13 protein-coding genes are annotated in these 19,422 nt (G+C 72.7%); 5 read left to right on the plus strand and 8 right to left on the minus strand.

Translation table 11 applies throughout. From position 1 onward, the window contains the following. The first annotated feature begins 181 nt into the window (after positions 1-181). On the plus strand, positions 182-2,032 hold the full coding sequence (locus E6R60_RS06175) for a glycoside hydrolase family 3 protein (protein WP_136325373.1): 1,851 nt from the start codon (positions 182-184) through the stop codon (positions 2,030-2,032). A 57-nt stretch (positions 2,033-2,089) separates the two neighbouring features. Here the strand turns inward: E6R60_RS06175 and E6R60_RS06180 are convergent, their stop codons facing one another. The 6 genes from E6R60_RS06180 to speB all read right to left on the minus strand — a co-directional run bounded on the left by E6R60_RS06180 (position 2,090) and on the right by speB (position 12,086). Continuing rightward, a complete protein-coding gene (locus E6R60_RS06180) occupies positions 2,090-3,565 on the minus strand; it encodes a S28 family serine protease (protein ID WP_136325374.1) in 1,476 nt (491 codons plus the stop codon). Between the two features lie 100 nt (positions 3,566-3,665). Next, positions 3,666-4,082 carry a hypothetical protein gene (locus E6R60_RS06185; RefSeq protein WP_136325375.1) on the minus strand — a complete coding sequence of 139 codons (417 nt, stop codon included), beginning with the start codon at positions 4,080-4,082 and terminating at the stop codon, positions 3,666-3,668. Between the two features lie 140 nt (positions 4,083-4,222). After that, entirely contained in the window at positions 4,223-8,011 is a 3,789-nt protein-coding gene (locus E6R60_RS06190) for an ABC transporter ATP-binding protein (RefSeq protein WP_136325376.1), read from the minus strand. A 112-nt stretch (positions 8,012-8,123) separates the two neighbouring features. Continuing rightward, positions 8,124-9,125, minus strand: a complete 1,002-nt coding sequence (locus E6R60_RS06195) for a serine hydrolase (RefSeq protein WP_136325377.1) — start codon at positions 9,123-9,125, stop codon at positions 8,124-8,126. A 265-nt stretch (positions 9,126-9,390) separates the two neighbouring features. Continuing rightward, positions 9,391-11,079: a thiamine pyrophosphate-binding protein gene (locus E6R60_RS06200; RefSeq protein ID WP_136325378.1), complete on the minus strand. Its 1,689-nt coding sequence runs from the start codon at positions 11,077-11,079 to the stop codon at positions 9,391-9,393. After that, positions 11,076-12,086, minus strand: coding sequence for an agmatinase (speB, locus tag E6R60_RS06205; RefSeq protein WP_136325379.1), 1,011 nt, complete (start codon positions 12,084-12,086; stop codon positions 11,076-11,078). The genes E6R60_RS06200 and speB overlap by 4 nt, the downstream gene beginning before the upstream one ends. A 248-nt stretch (positions 12,087-12,334) precedes the next feature. Between speB and E6R60_RS06210 the strand changes: the two genes are divergently transcribed. After that, a complete protein-coding gene (locus E6R60_RS06210; RefSeq protein WP_136325380.1) occupies positions 12,335-13,786 on the plus strand; it encodes a PucR family transcriptional regulator in 1,452 nt (483 codons plus the stop codon). A 305-nt stretch (positions 13,787-14,091) separates the two neighbouring features. Further along, positions 14,092-15,051, plus strand: a complete 960-nt coding sequence (locus E6R60_RS06215; RefSeq protein ID WP_136325381.1) for an SDR family NAD(P)-dependent oxidoreductase — start codon at positions 14,092-14,094, stop codon at positions 15,049-15,051. 24 nt (positions 15,052-15,075) lie between these two features. Here E6R60_RS06215 and E6R60_RS06220 read toward each other — a convergent pair whose 3' ends face one another. Together E6R60_RS06220 and E6R60_RS06225 are read right to left on the minus strand one after the other, a co-directional pair. Next, positions 15,076-16,593 (minus strand): MDR family MFS transporter, encoded by a 1,518-nt coding sequence (locus tag E6R60_RS06220; protein WP_136325382.1) that lies wholly within the window; start codon positions 16,591-16,593, stop codon positions 15,076-15,078. An 18-nt stretch (positions 16,594-16,611) separates the two neighbouring features. Beyond that, entirely contained in the window at positions 16,612-17,208 is a 597-nt protein-coding gene (locus tag E6R60_RS06225) for an NAD(P)H-dependent oxidoreductase (RefSeq protein ID WP_136325383.1), read from the minus strand. Positions 17,209-17,333: 125 nt separating this feature from the next. Between E6R60_RS06225 and E6R60_RS06230 the strand changes: the two genes are divergently transcribed. Beyond that, positions 17,334-18,083 (plus strand): TetR/AcrR family transcriptional regulator, encoded by a 750-nt coding sequence (locus tag E6R60_RS06230; protein WP_136325384.1) that lies wholly within the window; start codon positions 17,334-17,336, stop codon positions 18,081-18,083. Positions 18,084-18,253: 170 nt separating this feature from the next. Next, on the plus strand, positions 18,254-19,411 hold the full coding sequence (locus E6R60_RS06235) for an acyl-CoA dehydrogenase family protein (RefSeq protein WP_136325385.1): 1,158 nt from the start codon (positions 18,254-18,256) through the stop codon (positions 19,409-19,411). Positions 19,412-19,422 lie beyond the last annotated feature (11 nt).

Consider the following 19,422-nt stretch of genomic DNA (forward strand, 5'->3'; position numbering starts at 1 on the left):
CAGAAGGCCCTTGCCGTCTCGCTCGCCCCAAGCGCCCCCCTCCAGCCCGGACCGGCTTCGGACCCAGGACGCGCTGAAAACGGTCCGCACCCTTGACCGGAAGTTATTTTCTGGATATCCGTGATCCTTGGAAGTTTCTTTCACCACCCCTCGTCACCCGAGTACGGCCGAAGGAGCTCACGTGCACGACCGCACCTCCAGACGCACCCTCCTCACCGCCACCGCGGCCACCGCTGTCGCGGCGGCTGCGGGCATGGCGGGCGCCCCCGGCGCCGTCGCCGCCCAGAAGTCCGTACGCAGCAGCCACCCCTCCGCCGCCACCACCCAACGGCTGAAGCGGCTCATCTCCCGGATGAGCCTGGAGGAGAAGGTCGGCCAGCTGTTCGTCATGCGGGTCTACGGGCACTCCGCGACCGAGCCCGACCAGGCGGACATCGACGCCAACCTCGCCGAGATCGGGGTGCGCACCGCCGCGGAGATGATCGCCAAGTACCACGTGGGCGGCATCATCTACTTCGCGTGGGCGCACAACACGCGGGACCCGCACCAGATCGCCGATCTCTCCAACGGCATCCAGCGGGCCGGGCTCGCCGGGCCGAACTCCGTGCCGCTCCTCATCTCCACCGACCAGGAGCACGGCATCGTCTGCCGGGTCGGCGAACCCGCCACGCTGATGCCGGGTGCGATGGCTCTGGGCGCGGGGGGCTCGCGGGCCGACGCGCGCCGGGCCGGGCAGATCGCCGGCGCCGAGCTGGCCGCGATCGGCATCCGGCAGAACTACGCACCCGACGCGGACGTCAACGTCAATCCGGCCAACCCGGTGATCGGCGTCCGCTCCTTCGGCTCCGACCCGCAGTCCGTCGCCGGGATGGTCGCGGCCCAGGTGAAGGGGTATCAGAGCGCCGGGATCGCCTCCACGGCCAAGCACTTCCCCGGCCACGGCGACACCAGCACCGACAGCCACACCGGTCTGCCGGTCATCGGCCACACCCGGGAGCAGTGGGCGGAGCTGGACGCGCCGCCGTTCAAGGCCGCCATCGCCGCGGGCATCGACTCGATCATGACGGCGCACATCGTGGTGCCCGCCCTCGACCCGGCCGAGGACCCGGCGACGCTGTCCAAGCCGATCCTCACCGGCATCCTGCGCGAGGAGCTCGGTTACGACGGGGTCGTGGTCACCGACTCGCTCGGCATGGAGGGCGTGCGGACGAAGTACGGCGACGAGCGGGTGCCGGTGCTGGCGTTGCAGGCGGGCGTCGACCAGCTGCTCAACCCGCCGAGCCTCGCGGTGTCCTGGAACGCGCTGCTGGCGGCCGTCAAGAGCGGTGAGGTCAGCGAGGCGCGCCTCGACGAATCGATCCTGCGCATCCTGCGGCTGAAGACGAAGCTGGGGCTGTTCGACGACCCGTTCGTCAGCCACCGGGGTGTGGACCGCATCGTCGGCACGCGGGCGCACCTCGCCGCCGCCGACCGGATCGCCGAGCACACCACCACGCTGCTGGCCAACGACGGCGCGCTGCTGCCGCTGTCGCGCCGCTCGCACAGGAACCTGCTGGTGGTGGGGGCCGATCCGGCCTCCCCGTCCGGTACGACGGGGCCGCCGACGACCACGCTGGCCCAGGCGTTCAACGAGCTGGGCCACTCGGCCACGGCCCTGTCCACCGGTACGGCTCCGACCCGGGCGGGCATCGACGCGGCGGTGGCGGCCGCACAGGGCAAGGACGCGGTGATCGTGGGGACGTACAACGTCTCGGCGACCAGTGCGCAGCGGACGCTGGTGAGCGAACTGGCGGCGACCGGAGTCCCGGTCATCACGATCGCGATCCGCAACCCGTACGACATCGCCCGGCTCGCCGGGACCGGTTACGCGGCGAGCCTGGCCTCGTACTCGTGGACCGACGTCGAACTGCGGGCGGCCGCCCGGGTGATCGCGGGCCGGGCGGAGCCGGAGGGCAGGCTCCCGGTGCCGGTGCAGCGCGCGGACGACCCCGCGCAGGTGCTGTACCCGGTGGGTTACGGGCTGACGTACTAGACGGTTCCCGCGCCGGCGGCGGCCCTGGCAGAGGGCGGCCGCCGGCGCGGGATTCCGCTACGGGCGCCTGGTGCCGAGGCGGTGCTCGGTCGTCAGGTCCTTCTTGTCGAGCCGCGCGTCGAACTTCGCGAGCGGCTTCGCCTTCGCCGGGTCCGCCTGGACGGCGGCCGGGGCGACGCCCGCCCAGCGCAGGATGGCGGCGGTGGCGGTGGCGTTCTCCGCCGGGGCGAGACCGGCCACGTTGGATCCGTGGTTGCCGCCGGGCACCGTGAAGACGTAGCTGTCACGGGCGCCCGCGCCGAGGCGGAACCGCTCGGCGCCCCACGGGTCGTTCTGCCCGTACACGTACAGCATGTGGCGGGCGTGGTGCTTCACCCAGGTGTCGACGTCGCGCATCGCCGAGGGCTGGAACGTCATCGGGATGGAGCTGGGCACGAAGTTGCGCGGCGGCTGGTAGCCGTAGCGGCTGAGCGCGCCGAGCCAGGGCTGCTTGATGTCGGGCGAGCCGAGCTGCGTGCCGGCCTGGTAGTAGTACGGCGTGTAGTTCGCCAGGCCCTGGTCCGCGTAGGCGGAGAAGCCCGAGATCGAGTCGATCGAGTCCCAGATCGCCTGGTCCGGAGCGGTCGCGGCGTCGGCCGGGATGGTGTCGCAGTCGGCGAGCAGGCTGTACTGCCAGAACGCCCAGACGTAGTCCATGACCACGGCCTCGTAGGCCTTGTCCAGGGTGCCGACGGTGGTGAAGGTGTAGCCGTTGTCGGCGGCGTACTGCTCGTACTTCTTCTCCAGGGGCTCCCGGCGGACCAGTGCCTCGCGCTGCACGCCCTCCAGCCGGTCGCGGCACTCCTTGGTGCCGACGCCGGCGAAGAACCGGTCGTACGCCGAGTCCTCCTTGTTGACCACGTCGTTGGGCGCGACGTAGGCGACGACGCCGTCCATGTCGTTCGGGTAGAAGCGCTCGAAGTACGTGGCGGTCATGCCGCCCTTGGAACCGCCGGTGGTCAGCCAGTTCTTGGAGTAGATCTGCTTCAGCGCGGTGAAGACCCGGTGCTGGTCACTGGCGGCCTGCCAGATGTCGAGCTTGGACCAGTCGGCGGGCGACGGGCGGGACGGGGTGAAGAACCGGTACTCCAGCGAGACCTGGTTGCCGTCGATGATGCGGGTCGGCTCCGAGCGGCTGGGGTTGGTGGAGACGTTGTAGCCGCTGGTGAAGAAGACCGTGGGGCGTGAGGTGTCCTTGTGCAGCAGGGTGATGCGCTGCTGGAAGGTGCCCTTGGACGGGTGCCGGTGGTCCACCGGCTGGGTGTAGTTGAGGACGAAGTAGCGGTATCCCGCGTACGGCTTCTCCTGGATGAGACTCATGCCCGGGATGGCCAGGATGCGGTCCTTGATGTCCGTGCTCGTCCCGCTGTCGCTGACGGCGGAACGGAACGCGGCCGGTTCTGCGGCGGTGGCCGCCCCGGCCGAAGCGCCCGTCGCACTCACCGTGCCGATGAGCACGGCGAGCGACAGGAAGCCTCTGAGCGCCTTACGCATACACACCCTCCCCTGGATTCACTTCAGACGTCGTGAACCTAGCGGGGCGATACCCGTACCACCAGACCCTGTTGCCCAGGCGTGCGCTCGCGTCACCCGGTCAGCACAGGATCCAGCCCGTGGTCGCGGTCTTCCCGGCGATCGTGCCCGAGGCCCGCACGCAGCGGTTGAGCGCGTGGACGGTCACCGGTCCGGCCTGCCGGGTGAAGGAGCCGCTGTCGACGACGGGACGGCCGCCGCGGGGCTGGATCTGTACGGACATCCTGCGCCGCTTGCCGGGCTTGGCGGCGACGACGGTGGCACAGGCATAGGCGCGGGTGCGGTAGACGCGCAGCTCCCCGCCCGAGAACGGGACCGTCTTCGCGGGACGTCCGGCGCACACCGAGGCGGCGCCGGCGCTGCTCGCCTCCACGCCGCCGACGACGAGCCCGAGGGCGGTCGTCAGAGCCAGGGCGAGCAGGCGGAACCCGAGCCCGCGCCGTGTACGCCCACCGTCTCTTTCGGTTCCTCTGGTCACCAGCAGCCCCATCGCCTCATCGAACGCACGTGTCCCTGTCCGACACCTGTACGCGTACACGCGTATCTGCGTACGACGCGCGGAGGCCGTCCGGAGGTTCCACCCGGCGCGGCATCCGCGCGTGAGTGCGCGAGACCGGCTCACACCCCCGCCGGCTCGTCCTCCCCTATGAAGGTGCGCCACAGCACGGCGTAGTGCCCGTCCCGGGCGAGGAGTTCCTCGTGGGTGCCGTCCTCGACGACGCGGCCGTGGTCCATCACCACGACCCGGTCCGCGCGGGCGGCGGTGGTGAGGCGGTGGGCGACGACGAGGGTGGTGCGCCGGCCGGCGATGCGGTCGGTCGCCTGGTTGACCAGGGCCTCGCTGGCGAGGTCCAGGGACGCGGTGGCCTCGTCGAGCAGCAGGATGTCCGGGTCGACGAGCTCCGCGCGGGCGAGCGCGATCAGCTGGCGCTGGCCGGCCGAGAGGTTGCGGCCCCGTTCGGCGACCTCGTGGAGGTAGCCGCCGTCCAGGGTGGCGATCATGTCGTGCGCGCCGACCGCCCGGGCCGCGGCCTCCACCTCGGCGTCGGTGGCCTCCGGCCGCCCGTACGCGATGGCGTCCCGCACCGTGCCCGCGAAGAGGTACGCCTCCTGCGGCACGACTCCGAGCCGGTGCCGGTACGCGGTCATGTCCAGCTCCCGCAGGTCGGTGCCGTCCGCCGTGACCCGGCCGCCCGTCGGGTCGTAGAAGCGGGCGACGAGCTTGACGAGGGTGGACTTGCCCGCGCCGGTCTCGCCGACGAACGCGACCGTCTGCCCGGCCGGGATGCGCAGATCGATGCCGGTGAGTGCCGCCTCCTCGTCTCCGTACGCGAAGGACACGTCCTCGAAGGCGATGTCGCCGCGCAGCGACGGCACGTCCAGCGGCTGGTCCCCGTCGGCGGTGGACGTCGGCTCCTGGAGGAGTTCCTGGATGCGGCCGAGGGAGACCGTGGCCTGCTGGTAGCCGTCGAAGACCTGGGAGAGCTGCTGCACGGGTGCGAAGAACAGGTCGATGTAGAGCAGGTAGGCGACCAGCGCGCCCGTCGTGAGCGTGCCGTTGTCGACGCGGCCCGCGCCGACGATCAGTACGGCCGCCGCGGCCACCGACGACAGCAGCTGCACGAAGGGGAAGTACACCGAGATCAGCCACTGACCGCGGACCCGGGCCTGGCGGTAGTGGTCGCTGCGCGCGGCGAACCGGTCGGCGCCGTCGCGCTCGCGGCGGAAGGCCTGCACGATGCGGAGGCCGGAGACGGACTCCTGGAGGTCGGCGTTGACGACGCTGATGCGTTCACGGGCCAGCTCGTACGCCTTGACGCTCTTGCGGCGGAAGAAGAACGTGCCGAGGACCAGCACCGGCAGCGTCGCGAAGACGACCAGGGCCAGTTCCACGTCGAGGACCAGCAGCGCGACCATGATGCCGAAGAAGGTGACGACGGAGACGAAGGCCGTGACCAGTCCGGTCTGGAGGAACGTGGACAGGGCGTCCACGTCCGTCGTCATCCGGGTCATGATCCGGCCGGTCAGTTCGCGCTCGTAGTAGTCCAGGCCGAGGCGCTGGAGCTGGGCGAAGATCTTCAGCCGCAGGGAGTAGAGCACCCGCTCGCCGGTGCGGCCCGTCATCCGCGTCTCGCCCGTCTGGGCCGCCCACTGCACGAGGACGACGACGAGGCCGAACGCGGAGGCCGCCCAGACGGCGCCGAGCGCCATCTGGGTGACGCCGTCGTCGATGCCGTTCCTGATCAGTACGGGCAGCAGGAGGCCCGACCCGGCGTCCACGGCCACCAGCGCCAGGCTGACCAGGAGCGGCAGTCCGAAGCCGCGCAGCAGCCGGCGGAGCCCGTAGGACTCCTCGGCGTGCACGGCGCGGGCCTCGTCGATGTCCGGGGTGTCGGTCGCCGGGGGCAGCGCCTCGACCTGGGCGAGGAGCTCGGGGGTCGCGGGGGTGCCGGCCGCGTCGGTCTCGCGCGCCTCCTCCTTGCGGACCCACAGCTCGGGCGTGATGCCGCGCTCGGCGTCGAACTCGGCGTCGAGCTCCTCCTGGAGCGCGCGGTCGTCGGCGGGGCCGGCGGCGGCCGCCCTGGCCAGGTGGCCGGGCGAGGTGCCGCCCAGCTCGTCCGGGTCGGTGAGCAGGCGCCGGTAGAGGGCTGAGCGGCGCTCCAGCTCCTCGTGGGTGCCGATGTCGGCGAGCCGGCCGTTGTCCAGGACGGCGATCCGGTCGGCGAGGCCCAGGGTGGAGCGGCGGTGGGCGATGAGCAGGGTCGTGCGGCCGGCCATGACGTGGCGCAGAGCGTCGTGGATCTCGTGCTCGACGCGGGCGTCGACGGCGGAGGTGGCGTCGTCGAGGAGGAGCAGCCGGGGGTCGGTGAGGATGGCGCGTGCGAGGGCGACGCGCTGGCGCTGGCCGCCGGAGAGGGTGAGGCCGTGCTCGCCGACCGTGGTGTCGTAGCCGTCGGGCAGTGCGGCGATGAAGCGGTCGGCCTGGGCGGAGCGGGCGGCCTGTTCGATCTGTGCGTCGGTCGCGTCGGGGAGGCCGTAGGCGATGTTGGCGCGGATGGTGTCGGAGAACAGGAAGCTGTCCTCCGGCACGAGTCCGATGGCGGCCCGCATCGAGTCGAGGGTCAGTTCGCGCACGTCGTGGCCGCCGACGAGGACGGCGCCGTGCGTCACGTCGTAGAACCGGGGCAGCAGCAGCGAGACGGTGGACTTCCCGCTGCCGGACGCGCCGACGACGGCGACGGTCTCACCCGGTTCGATGGTGAGCGAGAAGCCGTCGAGGACGGGGCGGTCCCGGGCTCCGCTTCCAGGGTCTCCGTCGACGGCGGAGGCGGAGCGCAGCGGAGCATAGCCGAAGCGCACGTTCTCGAACTCGACGCGGGCGGGGGCGTCGGCGGGAAGCTCCTTGGCGCCGTCCTGGAGGGACGGTTCGGTGTCGATCAGTTCCAGTACGCGTTCCACACCCGCGCGGGCCTGCTGGCCGACGGTGAGGACCATGGCGAGCATCCGGACCGGGCCGACGAGCTGGGCGAGGTAGGTGGAGAACGCGACGAAGGTGCCGAGCGTGATCTCGCCGCGGGTGGCGAGCCAGCCGCCGAGGGCGAGCATCGCGACCTGGCCGAGGGCGGGGACGGCCTGGAGCGCGGGGGTGTAGCGGGAGTTCAGCCGGATGGTGCGCAGCCGCCCGGCGAAGAGCCTGCGCCCGACCTCGCGCAGTTTGCCGGTCTCCTGGTCCTCCTGCCCGAAGCCCTTGACGACGCGGACGCCGGAGACGGCCCCGTCGACCACTCCGGCGACGGCCGCGGCCTGCGACTGGGCGTACCAGGTGGCGGGGAAGAGGCGGGTGCGGGAACGGCGGGCGATGAACCAGAGCGCGGGTGCGACGGCGACGGCGACGAGGGTCAGCAGCGGCGAGAGCCACGCCATGATCACCAGGGAGATGAGGAAGAGCAGGACGTTCCCGATGGTCATCGGGAGCATGAAGAGCAGGCCCTGGATCAGCTGGAGGTCGCTGGTGGCGCGGCCGACGACCTGTCCGGTGGAGAGTTCGTCCTGGCGTCTGCCGTCGAGCCGGGTGATCGTCCCGTAGATCTCGGTCCGCAGGTCGTGCTGGACGTCGAGGGCGAGCCGGCCGCCGTAGTAGCGGCGGATGTAGGTGGAGACGTAGACGAGGACGGCCGCCAGGATCAGCAGGCTCGTCCAGACGGCGAGGGACCGGGTGTGGTCGACGACCACATCGTCGATGATCACCTTGGTGACCAGCGGGACCAGGGCCATCACGCCCATTCCGGCGAGCGACGAACCGAGCGCCAGCAGCACGTTGCGCCGGTAGCGCCAGGCGTAACCGCACAGCCTCCGCGCCCAGCCGTGCGGCCGCCCGCCGCTCCTCTGCTCCCCTGCGTCCGACACGCGGTGCCTCCCGATCGTCCTGCTCTACCGGAAGGCACCAACGCGGTGGGCTGCGGATTTCATCCCGCCGCAACATATACGGGACCTTGGTCGTAGGTCCCGGGACGCCCCTCTAGCGCGGGGCCACGGTGAGCATCCGGCCGGCCGGTGCCTCCGGGACCGGCGGGATCGCCTCCTGGAGGAGGGGGGCCGGGGCGGGGAGCTCTGCCCGGTGCATGGTGCGGGCGGACATCCCGTGCATGACGCGCGGTTTCTCCGGGGGCAGGTTCAGGTCCGCGTGCACGACCCGGGCGACGGCCTGGATGGTGTTGACGCCGTCCGTCATCGTGGTGTTGTCCTGGGTGAGCACGGTGAGCACGTAGTCGTGGCCCTTGCCCGTGAAGGCGCCGATGCTGTGGACCCGCCAGCCGTGGGTGGCGCGCTGCAGCCAGCCGTTCTTGACCTGCACGGTGACCGAGGCCGGGGCCCCGGCGGGCGTGCCCCAGCGCTGCCCGGAGACGACCTTGCGCATCAGCCCGAGCTCGTAGGAGCGGGCGCTGTCGGTGAGCACGGAGTTCTTCGCGGTGAGCAGTGTCAGCAGCCGCTGCTCGTCCTGGGCGGTGATCTGCGTCAGGCCCCAGTACCCGTCGGAGCCGGGCACGGTGTGCGTCATCCCGGCCGCCTTGAGGAAGCCGTTGACCTTGGTGACCCCGAGCTGCTTCCACAGGGCGCTGGTCGCGTTGTTGTCGGACTTGGTGATCATCGCGGTGCTGAGGTCGATCTCGCGCTGGGTGAGGTGGCGGCTCCGCTTGGCGTTGTCCCAGAGCAGCGTGGCCAGCACGGTCGCCTTCACGACGCTGGCGGAGTCGTACCTCGATGTCGCCCGGAGTGTGCACGTGGTCTTCGTGGTCCGGTCGTACAGCGCCACCGCGGTGGTCGACCTGCGCCCCTTGAGCGCGGCGGTGATGTCCTTCGACAGCTTGGCGGCGAGTCCGGCCCTGCCGGAGGTGCAGCTCGCCGTCGGCGTGGCGGCCGCGGCGGGTGTCGCCGCGAGCGTCACGGGTGCGAGCACGCCGACGGCGAGCGCGGCACAGAACGCGCCGCGGACGCGCCGGGATATGTGGGGTGTCGTCATGTGTATGGGTTTCCGTCCCCTGGGTCTCGTGGGCGCGCCCCCCGGCGCGCCCACTGAGTTGACTCGTGACGGGGCGGAAAGTTGTACGGGGCAGGCGTACGGGGCTCGGTGCGGGGCGGCGGTACGGGCACGCGCCCACGCGCCGGCCGTCCGGCGTTCACCGTCCGGCCGGACCGGGAGCACGCGCAGGTGAAGGCGCTGGAGGCCGCGCCGCGCTGAGACAGGGCCGTGCCCGGGCCTTCGGGGCCCCGGGCACGGGGGCGTCCTACAGGTGCGTCGGCTCGAACATCCGCAGGACCGCCGGGAGTACGACGACGGAGGGGCCGGGCTCGGCGAGGGACCGGGCCAGGTCGTCGGCGAGCGTCCGGGGGCTCGTACGGACCGCGGGGACGCCGAAGGACTCGGCGAGGGCGACGAAGTCGGGGCGGGACAGTTCCGTGGCGTCGCCGCTATCGCCGAAGGCGTCGTTCATGTACGTGCGGAGGATGCCGTAGCCGCCGTCGTCGACGATCAGCCAGGTGACCGGGAGGTTGTACTGCCGGGCGGTGGCGAGTTCCGCGAGGGAGTACATCGCGCCGCCGTCGCCCGAGACCGCGAGGACGGGTTTCGTCGGGTCGGCGGCGGCCGCGCCGAGGGCCGCCGGGAAGGCGTACCCCAGGCCGCCGGCCCCCTGGGCGGAGTGCATGGTGTTGGGGCGGCGGGCGTCGAACGCGGCCCAGGCCCAGTAGGCGAGGATCGTCATGTCCCAGAAGCTGGGCGCCGAGTCGGGCAGGGCCGTCCTGACCGCGGCGACGAGGTCCTGTTCCAGGGTGAGTTCCTGGGCGGCGATCCGGTCCCGTACCCGGCCGAGCACCGTGGCGACGCGGGCGGCGGCGTCCGGGTCCCGGCGCGGGGCGACCGCTTCGAGGAGGTCGGACAGGGCATCGCGGGCGTCGGCGTGGATGCCGAGGGCCGGGTGGTTGGCCTCCAGCTTCCCGGCGTCGGCCTCGATCTGCACGACGCGGCCGCGGGGCGCGAACGTGTAGTAGTTCGAGGAGAGTTCACCGAGGCCGGAGCCGACGACGAGCAGGACGTCGGCGTCCTCCAGGAAGTCCGTCGTGTGCCGGTCCTCGATCCAGGACTGGAGGGAGAGCGGGTGCTCCCACGGGAAGGCGCCCTTCCCGCCGTACGTGGTGACGACCGGTGCGGCGGTCTTCTCGGCGAGCGCGCGCAGCTTGCCGGACGCGTCGGACCGTACGACCCCGCCGCCCGCGATGATCGCCGGCCGTTCCGCGTGCGACAGCAGATGGGCGGCGACGGCGATCAGCTCGGGGCGGGCGTGCACCTCGCGCGGGGTGGCGTCCATCGCCGTGACGACGGGCAGGGTCGTGGGGGCGCCGAGCACGTCCTGCGGGATCTCGATCCACACCGGGCCGTGCGGGGCCGTGAGCGCGGACTCCCAGGCGGCGGCGATCGCGGACGGGATCTGCGAGGCGGTACGGACGGTGTGCACCGACTTCACGATGTCGCGGAACGACGCCTGCTGGTCGCGGAGTTCGTGCAGATAGCCGTGGCGTCCGCCGCCCAGCCCGGCGGCCGGGACCTGGCTGGAGATCGCCAGCACGGGCGCGGAGGCCGAGGCCGCCTCCTGGAGCGCGGCGAGCGAGGTGAGCGCGCCGGGCCCCGTGGACAGGAGCAGCGGGGCGACCTCGCCGGTGATGCGCCCGTAGGCGTCGGCGGCGAAGCCCGCGTTGTTCTCGACGCGCAGGCCGACGTACGTGAGGGAGGAGCGGCGCAGCGCGTCGAAGATGCCCAGGGCGTGCTGCCCGGGCAGCCCGAAGACGGTGGTCGCGCCGAGGCCCTGGAGGGTCTCGATGACGAGGTCGCCGCCGATGCGCCCGGGCGGGGGGTCCAGGGCCGCGGCGATCTGCGCGGGGGTGAGCTCGGGCCGGTCGTCGTGGTGGTCGTGGCTCACTTCTGCCGGGCCTCCGCGGTCCCGCTCGGGCCTTCCGCACTCCGGTTCCGGGCCTCCGCGATCTGGCGGGTCATGATCGTCGTCAGTTCGTACGCGGTGTGGGAGGCGGCGACGGAGGTGATCTCTGCGTGGTCGTACGCGGGGGCGACCTCGACCAGGTCGGCGGAGACCAGGTGGCAGGAGGACAGGCCGCGCACGATCTCCAGCAGTTCGCGGGAGGTGAGGCCGCCGGCCTCGGGCGTGCCGGTGCCGGGCGCGTGCGCCGGGTCCAGGACGTCGATGTCGATGGAGATGTAGAGCGGGCGGTCGCCGATGCGCTGCCGGAGCTGGTCGGTGATCTCGTCGACGCCGCGCCGCATGACGTCGGCGGAGGTGACGATGCCGAAGCCCATCTTGGCGTCGTCGGTGAGGTCCTGCTTGCCGTACAGCGGGCCGCGGGTGCCGACGTGGGAGAGCGCGGACGTGTCGAGGATGCCCTCCTCGACGGCCCGGCGGAACGGGGTGCCGTGGGTGTACGCGGCGCCGAAGTAGGTGTCCCAGGTGTCGAGGTGGGCGTCGAAGTGGAGCAGCGCGACGGGCCCGTGCTTCTTGGCGACGGAACGCAGCAGCGGCAGTGCGATGGTGTGGTCGCCGCCGAGGGTCATCAGGCGGGCGCCGGTGCCGAGGAGGTCGTCGGCCGCGGCCTCGATCGTCTCGACGGCCTCGTTGATGTGGAAGGGGTTGGCCGCGATGTCCCCGGCGTCGGCGACCTGCGCGAGGGCGAACGGCGAGGCGTCCTGCGCCGGGTTGTACGGGCGGAGCAGCCGCGAGGCCTCCCGGATCGCGTTGCCGCCGAAGCGGGCGCCGGGCCGGTAGGAGACACCCGAGTCGAAGGGCACCCCGACGACGGCGACGTCCGTGGTGCCGACCTCGTCGAGGCGGGGCAGCCGGGCGAACGTCGCGGGTCCGGCGTACCGCGGGACGCGGGACGAGTCGACGGGGCCGCGCGGCGTTTCGTTGCTGCTCATGGGGCGGGTGGCCTTTCCTCGGTGCCTTCGGTTCTTCTGGTCCGCGGCTGACGCGCTGCTGCTTCGAGTGTGCCGGATCCGGGCCGGATCCCCCGAAACCGTGCCGGACCCCCGGCACTCCCGTGCCGGAGCCCCCTGCGGGGTACGCGACCAGGCGTGCGGGTCCGTGGACGACGCTAGGCGGCGGGGAGACGAGCCTGAAGTGTATGTTTCCTCCACACCCGGCTCATCGAACGGACGAAACATCCATGCCCGGCCTCGACTCCCCCGCGGGACCGCCCACCCCGCCCGTACCGCTGGCCGGGCTGCTGGCCCTGGAGGAGCTCGGGCTCCGCCTGATCGCGGGGCCCGCCGACGCCGAGGTGCTGTGGGTGCACACCTCGGAGATGGCGGACCCGTACCCGTATCTGCTCGGCGGTGAGCTGCTGCTGAGTGCCGGGGTGCTGCTCACGGACCCGGACACGTATGTGGCCCGGCTCGTGGAGGCGGAGGCGGCGGCGCTCGGTTTCGGGGTGCGGCCGGTGCACGACACGGTGCCTCCCGCCCTGGTCGCGGCGTGCGAGCGGTACGGGCTGCCGCTGGTGGAGGTTCCGCCGGGGACCCCGTTCACCGCGATCGCGCGGGCCGTGTGGGGGCTGATGGCCGCGGCGCGCCACCGTGAGCTGCGCCGGGTCACCCGGGCCCAGCAGGCCCTGGCCACGGCGGCCGCCCGGCCGGACCCGATCCCGGCGGTGCTCCACCAGCTGGCGGTCCGGCTGCCCGGCCGGGCGGCCCTGCTGACGGCCGACGGCGAGGAGCTGCACGCGGCGGGCCGGCCCCCGGCCCCGGAGGTGCGGGCGGCCCTGACGCGGCTCGCCGGCGTCCTCGCCCCGGCCGGCCGGCCCGGGCCCGCGTCGGCCACCGACACGGTGGGCGGGTGCCGGCTGTCGGCGTACGCGCTGGGCGGCGGGCAGGGGCTCGCCCTGACCCTGGCCACGGACCACCGCGAGCCGGGCGACCACACCGTCGTCGGGATCGCGGTCGTCCTGCTCTCCCTGCTGGCCGCCCCGCACCAGGGAGCCGACGCGGCGGACCGCTCGGCGGCGCTGGTCCGGCTGCTGCTCGGCGCGGACCCGGCGGACGTCGCACCGCTGCTGCACGGCGACGGGCCGTGGACGGTGGTGCACGCCCGGCGCAGCGACGGCACGGCGCCGGACCCGCTCACGGCCGGCGCGCTCGGTGCCGCCCTGGGCTCGGCACTCGTGGACGCGGGCCGGGACGCCGAGGCGGTACGGGTCCTGGTCCCGGGCGCCGGCCGGATCACCCCGCAGCCGGGCTGGACGCTCGGTGCCTCGGCCCCCGGCCCGGCCGACGCCCTGGGGGACGCGGACACCCGGGCCGCCCGCGCACTCGGCCGGGCGACGGCGACCCGCGCCCCGCTGGTCGCGGACACCCCGGTCACCGGCCTCGCCGCCCTGCTCCCGCCCGGCCCGGCAGCCGACCGCGCCCGCACCCTCCTCGCCCCGCTCACCGAGCCCCTCGCCGAGACCCTGCGCTGCTGGCTCTCCCTGCACGGCAGCTGGGACCGTACGGCGGTGGCCCTGTCCGTCCACCGCAACACCGTCCGCCAGCGCATCGCGCGGTGCGGGGCGCTGCTGGGCACGGACCTGGACGACATGGACGTACGTACGGAGTTGTGGCTCGCCCTGCGGCAGGAGTGATCCCGGAAGCGCTCGCGGATCACCGCTGTTTCCGCGGATCCCTCCAGCACGGCGGTCCGCCGGCTCCGCTGCTCGGCACCTGCGCCCGCCCGGCGCTGCCGGCGCTGAGGGGGGACGGGGGTACGGCGGTTGCACGGTCCAGGGGGTCAGGGAGCGGGCGATGCGGGGGCGTCCCGGGCGACTCGGCCGTGTGAAGGCGGGGACCCCCGCCGCGTGACCGGCGGTGCGGATGCGGCGGCCGGCATCGGGCGACCCCGCCGGCCGCCCTTGCCTTGGAGTGCGGTTCAACACCTACCGTGCGCCACATGACCACACCTCAGCACACGATCGGATCGGGCTTCGGCGCCCGCAGCACGGTGGACGACGTCTTGAGCGGGATCGATCTCTCCGGCAGCACCGCGATCGTCACCGGCGGCTACTCCGGGCTCGGCCTGGAGACGACCCGGGCCCTGGCGGCCGCCGGGGCGCGGGTCGTCGTGCCCGCCCGGCGACGGGCGGTCGCCCAGGAGGCCGTCGAGGGGATCGACGGCGTGGAGACCGACGACCTCGATCTGTCCGACCTCGACAGCGTCCGCGGTTTCGCCGAGCGGTTCCTGGCCTCGGGCCGCGACCTCGACATCGTGATCAACAACGCCGGAATCATGGCCTGCCCCGAGACGCGGGTCGGTCCGGGGTGGGAGGCGCAGTTCGCCGTCAACCATCTCGGCCACTTCGCCCTCGTCAACCGTCTCTGGCCGGCGATCGCCCGGGGTGGCGCGCGGGTGGTCGCCGTGTCCTCCGGCGCGCACGGCATGGGCGTCCGCTGGGACGACCCGCACTTCGAGCGCGGCTACGACCGATGGGCGGCGTACGGGCAGGCCAAGGCGGCGAACGTGCTGTTCGCCGTGCACCTCGACGCACTCGGCCGGGACGCCGGAGTACGGGCGTTCGCCGTGCACCCGGGCAGCATCCTCACTCCGCTGCAACGGCACCTGGCGAAGGCGGAGATGGTCGACGCGGGCTGGATCGACGAGAACGGGACCCCGGCCGATCCCACGTTCAAGACGCCCCGGCAGGGCGCGGCGACGCAGGTCTGGGCCGCGACCTCCCCCCGGCTGGCGGGCATGGGCGGCGTGTACTGCGAGGACTGCGACATCGCCGAGCCGGCCGCCGACGGCACGGAGGGCGGCGTGCACGCCCACGCGACCGACCCGGAGCAGGCCGCCCGGCTGTGGGCGCTGTCGGCCGGGCTCACGGGCGTCGACGCCTTCGCGGCGGCCCGCTGACAGCGCCCGGTGACGGCCGCCCCGTCACTCCCCCCGCGACGGCGCCTCCCGCATCAGCCAGGCCGCCAGGAAGATCACGGCCCCGAGCAGCGCGGCCCCCGCCAGTACGCCGTGGAGGCCCTCGGTGACCGCTGTCCGTACCGCCTCCCGGACCCCCTCCGGCATGCCGCGGACCGCCTCGGGCGTCCAGGCCGTGCCCCCGTCCGGCATGCCGGACGAGTGGAGACGGCTCGTGTAGACGGCCCCGAGCACCGCGATGCCGAGGGAGCCGCCGACCGTACGGACGAGGGTGGTGGTTCCCGTCGCGGCGCCCATGTCGCGGGGCGTCGCGCTGTTGATGGTGACCAGCAGCGTGCTCTGCATCAGCAGGCCCATGCCCGTGCCCAGGACGAGGGTCAGGGCGGAGGTCACCGCCGTGGGGGTGCCGGGGGTCACCGTCAGCAGCAGGACGAGCGCGCCCACGGCCGTCAGCGCGCCGCCGATGACCGGGTAGGGGCGGGAGCGGCCGCCGCCCGCGAGGAGCTTGCCGGCCAGGAGTTGGGCGCCGGACATCCCCGCCATCAGCGGGAGCAGCAGCATGCCGCCGGCCGTGGAGGACGCGCCTCGTACGAACTGCATGTACTGCGGCAGGTAGGTGGACGCCCCGAGCATCGCGGCGCCCGCCAGGAAGGTGAGGACCTGGGCGAGCGTGAAGTTGCGGTCGGCGAACAGGCGGGGCGGGATGACCGGTTCGGCGGCCCGACGTTCGACTCGGGCGAACCAGGCCAGGGCCAGGGCGCCCGTCGCCCCGAGTCCGATGATCTGCGGGGAGGACCAGGCGTACCGCGTGCCGCCCCAGCTGCCCACCAGGGTGAGGGCCAGGATCGCGGCGCAGAGGAGACCGGCCCCCGCGTAGTCGATCCGCGCCTTGATCCTCTCGGTGTGCAGGCGCAGGCGAAAACCGGTGACGAGCAGGGCGAGCGCGCCGATGGGGACGTTGACGTAGAAGACCCAGCGCCAGTTCAGCTGGTCGGTGAGGAAGCCGCCGAGCAGGGGTCCGCCGACGAGCGCGACCGGCATCATGGCCCCGATCATCGCCTGCGAGCGGCCCGCCCGAGAGGGCGGGAGCATGACGCCGATGAGGGAGATGGCGCCGACCATGAGGCCGCCCGCGCCGAGGCCCTGGACGGCGCGGAAGGCGATGAGCTGCCCCATGTCCCGGGCGAGCCCGGAGAGTACGGATCCGGCGAGGAACACCGAGATCGACCACATGAAGCAGCCCTTGCGCCCGTACAGATCGCCGAGCTTGCCCCAGAGGGGGGTGGAGAGGGAGGCGGTGAGCAGGTAGGCGGTCACCACCCAGGACAGGTGGTCGAGGCCGCCCAGGTCGCCGACGATCGTGGGCAGGGCGGTGCCGACGATCGTGCCGTCGAGCAGGCCGAGCATCAGGCCGAGGAGAAGGCCGAACAGGACGAGCTTCGACGGGCCGCCGCTCTCCTCGGCGGGTGGCGGGGCGGCCTCGGGCCGCGGCCGCCCGGGCGTGTCCTTCGTGTACTGGCTCATGGCTGCCGCCCTCGCGTCTCAGGCGGCGTACGGAGCGGAGGCCCTGGCGTCCCGCAGCGCGTGCCCCCACCAGGCGAGCTGGTCCAGCAGCGCCTTGGCGGCCGTGTCGGCCTGGGGGTCGTCCACGGCGCCGTCCTCGCCGAACCGGCCGTAGGCGTTGTGGAAGCTGACGGTGTTGCGGATGGTCGTGGCGTTCAGTTCGGCCATCACGACCCGGAGCTGCTCCACGGCGCGCAGCCCGCCGGAGAGGCCGCCGTAGGAGACGAAGGCGATCGGCTTGGCGTGCCACTGCTCGTTGTGCCAGTCGATGGCGTTCTTCAGCGACGCGGGAAAGCTGTGGTTGTACTCCGGCGTGACGAAGACGAACGCGTCGGCGGCCGCGAGGCGCGGCGAGACCAGGGCGAGGGCCTCCTCGGTGCCCGGCGCGGGCGGCTGCCCGAACGCGGGCATGACCGTGGGCAGCGGGGTCTCGGCGAGGTCGACGACATCCGTCGCCATGTCGTCGCGCTGGGACAGGCGCCCGCGCAGCCACTGGGTGACGACGGGCGCGAACCGGCCCTCGCGGGTGCTGCCGACGAGGACGGCGACGCGGAGCTGCGGGCGGGTGCTGGGCATGGGTTCCCCCGGGAGGCGGTAGATGTGTACAACGTATTTCTGTGCGTACAACGTATCCATGAGTGTGTACGTTGTCCACTGCCCGATACGTTGTACGCTGACCGTCCGTCGAGAGGAGTCCGCCCGTGGCCGGCCAGAAGAAGGACAGCGGCAAGGGTGCCGGGGCGGGGCCCGACCCGTCCCTCTGGCAGCGTCTCGAACAGCCGGCGGCCACACCCCGCACCTCGCTCACCCTGGAGCGCATCGGGACCGTCGCGGTGGAGATCGCCGACGCGGAGGGATTCGCCGCCGTCACCATGCGCAGACTCGCGACGGAGCTCGGCGTCGCCCCCATGGCCGCGTACCGCCACGTCACCGGCAAGGACGACCTGTGGGCGCTGATGGCCGAGCGGGTGACCGCCGAGATGCGGATCCCCGACGAGGTGACCGAATGGCGCGAGGTGCTGCGCGCCTTCGGGCTGCTGACCCGGGACATGATGCTGCGGCACCCGTGGGTGGGACAGCTGCCCACCCACCTCTTCGTGCTCACCCCCGGCCGGCTGGCGATCGCCGAACGGCAGCTGGCGGCGCTCGACGGGCTCGGGCTCGACGAGGACTCGATGATGGTCGCGTTCCGCACGGTCAGCGCGTTCGCCCATGGCGCGGCCCAGTCGGAGGTGGCCCTGCGGGAGTGGACCGAGGCGGCGGGCTGGTCCACCGGCGAGGAGACCCGCCTGGGCCTGGCGCCGCAGATGATGTACCTGATGGAGACCGGCCGCTATCCCACGTACGGGCGCTACGGGCTGCGGGCGACCCGCAAGGACGACGCGACCTGGGCGTTCGAGACGGGTCTCGACTGCGTGCTCGACGGGATCGCCGCGCGATTCGGCATCTGAGGGCGGCCCCCGGGCCGGCTTCGGCATCAGGGCTCCGGGCGCGGCACCCGCACTCCCCCCGGGCGTGCTCAGCATCACCCTGGACAGCTTCGGTGACCGCCGGGTAACTTTTAACCAAGGCTGAGCAAGCGCTTAGCCATGCAGAGCGCAGCCGACCAGGGAGGCACCCCGTGCGCCGTACCGTATTCAACGAGGACCACGAGGCGTTCCGGGAGACCATCCGCGCCTTCATCGCGGCCGAGGTCGTGCCCGTGTACGACGACTGGTTCGCGGCCGGACAGGCCCCGCGCGACTTCTACCTGAAGCTCGGCGAGCTGGGCGTCTTCGGCATCACGGTGGACGAGGAGTACGACGGCGCGGGCATCGACTCGCACAAGTACGAAGCGGTCATCTACGAGGAGACCGCGCGCGCGGGCGTCTCCTTCGGCGGCTCCGGCGTGCACACGCTGCTCGGCCTGCCCTACATCAAGATGCTCGCCACCGACGAGCAGAAGAAGCGCTGGCTGCCGAAGTTCACCACCGGCGAGGAGATGTGGGCCCTCGCGATGACCGAGCCGGGCACCGGCTCCGACGTCGCGGGCATGAAGACCACCGCCAAGCTCTCCGAGGACGGCACGCACTACGTCCTCAACGGCTCCAAGACCTTCATCACCGGCGGCGTGCACGCCGACCGCGTGATCGTCTGCGCCCGTACCTCCGCCCCCCGCGAGGACGACCGCCGCTTCGGCATCTCCCTCTTCGCCGTCGACACCAAGTCCGAGGGCTACTCGATCGGCCGCAAGCTCGACAAGCTCGGCCTGCGCGTCTCCGACACCGCCGAGCTGGCGTTCGTCGACGTGAAGGTCCCGGTCGAGGACCTGCTCGGCGAGGAGAACAAGGGCTTCGGCTACCTCGGCACCAACCTGGCCTCCGAGCGCTGGGGCATCGCCTTCGGTGCGTACGCGCAGGCCGCCGCCGCCGTCCGGTTCGCCAAGGAGTACGTGCAGGACCGCACGGTCTTCGGCAAGACCGTCGCCTCGTTCCAGAACACCAAGTTCGAACTCGCCGCCTGCCAGGCCGAGGTGGACGCGGCCCAGGCCGTCGCCGACCGCTCGCTGGAGGCCCTGGACGCCGGTGAGCTGACCGCCGCCGAGGCCGCCTCCGCGAAGCTGTTCTGCACCGAGGTCGCGCACCGCGTGATCGACCGCTGCCTCCAGCTGCACGGCGGCTACGGCTTCATGAACGAGTACCCGATCGCCCGCCTGTACGCGGACAACCGGGTCAACCGCATCTACGGCGGCACCAGCGAGGTCATGAAGTCGATCATCGCGAAGTCCATGGGGCTGTAAGAGCGGCTACG

Source organism: Streptomyces sp. A0642 (assembly GCF_004795105.1).
Classification (GTDB): domain Bacteria; phylum Actinomycetota; class Actinomycetes; order Streptomycetales; family Streptomycetaceae; genus Streptomyces.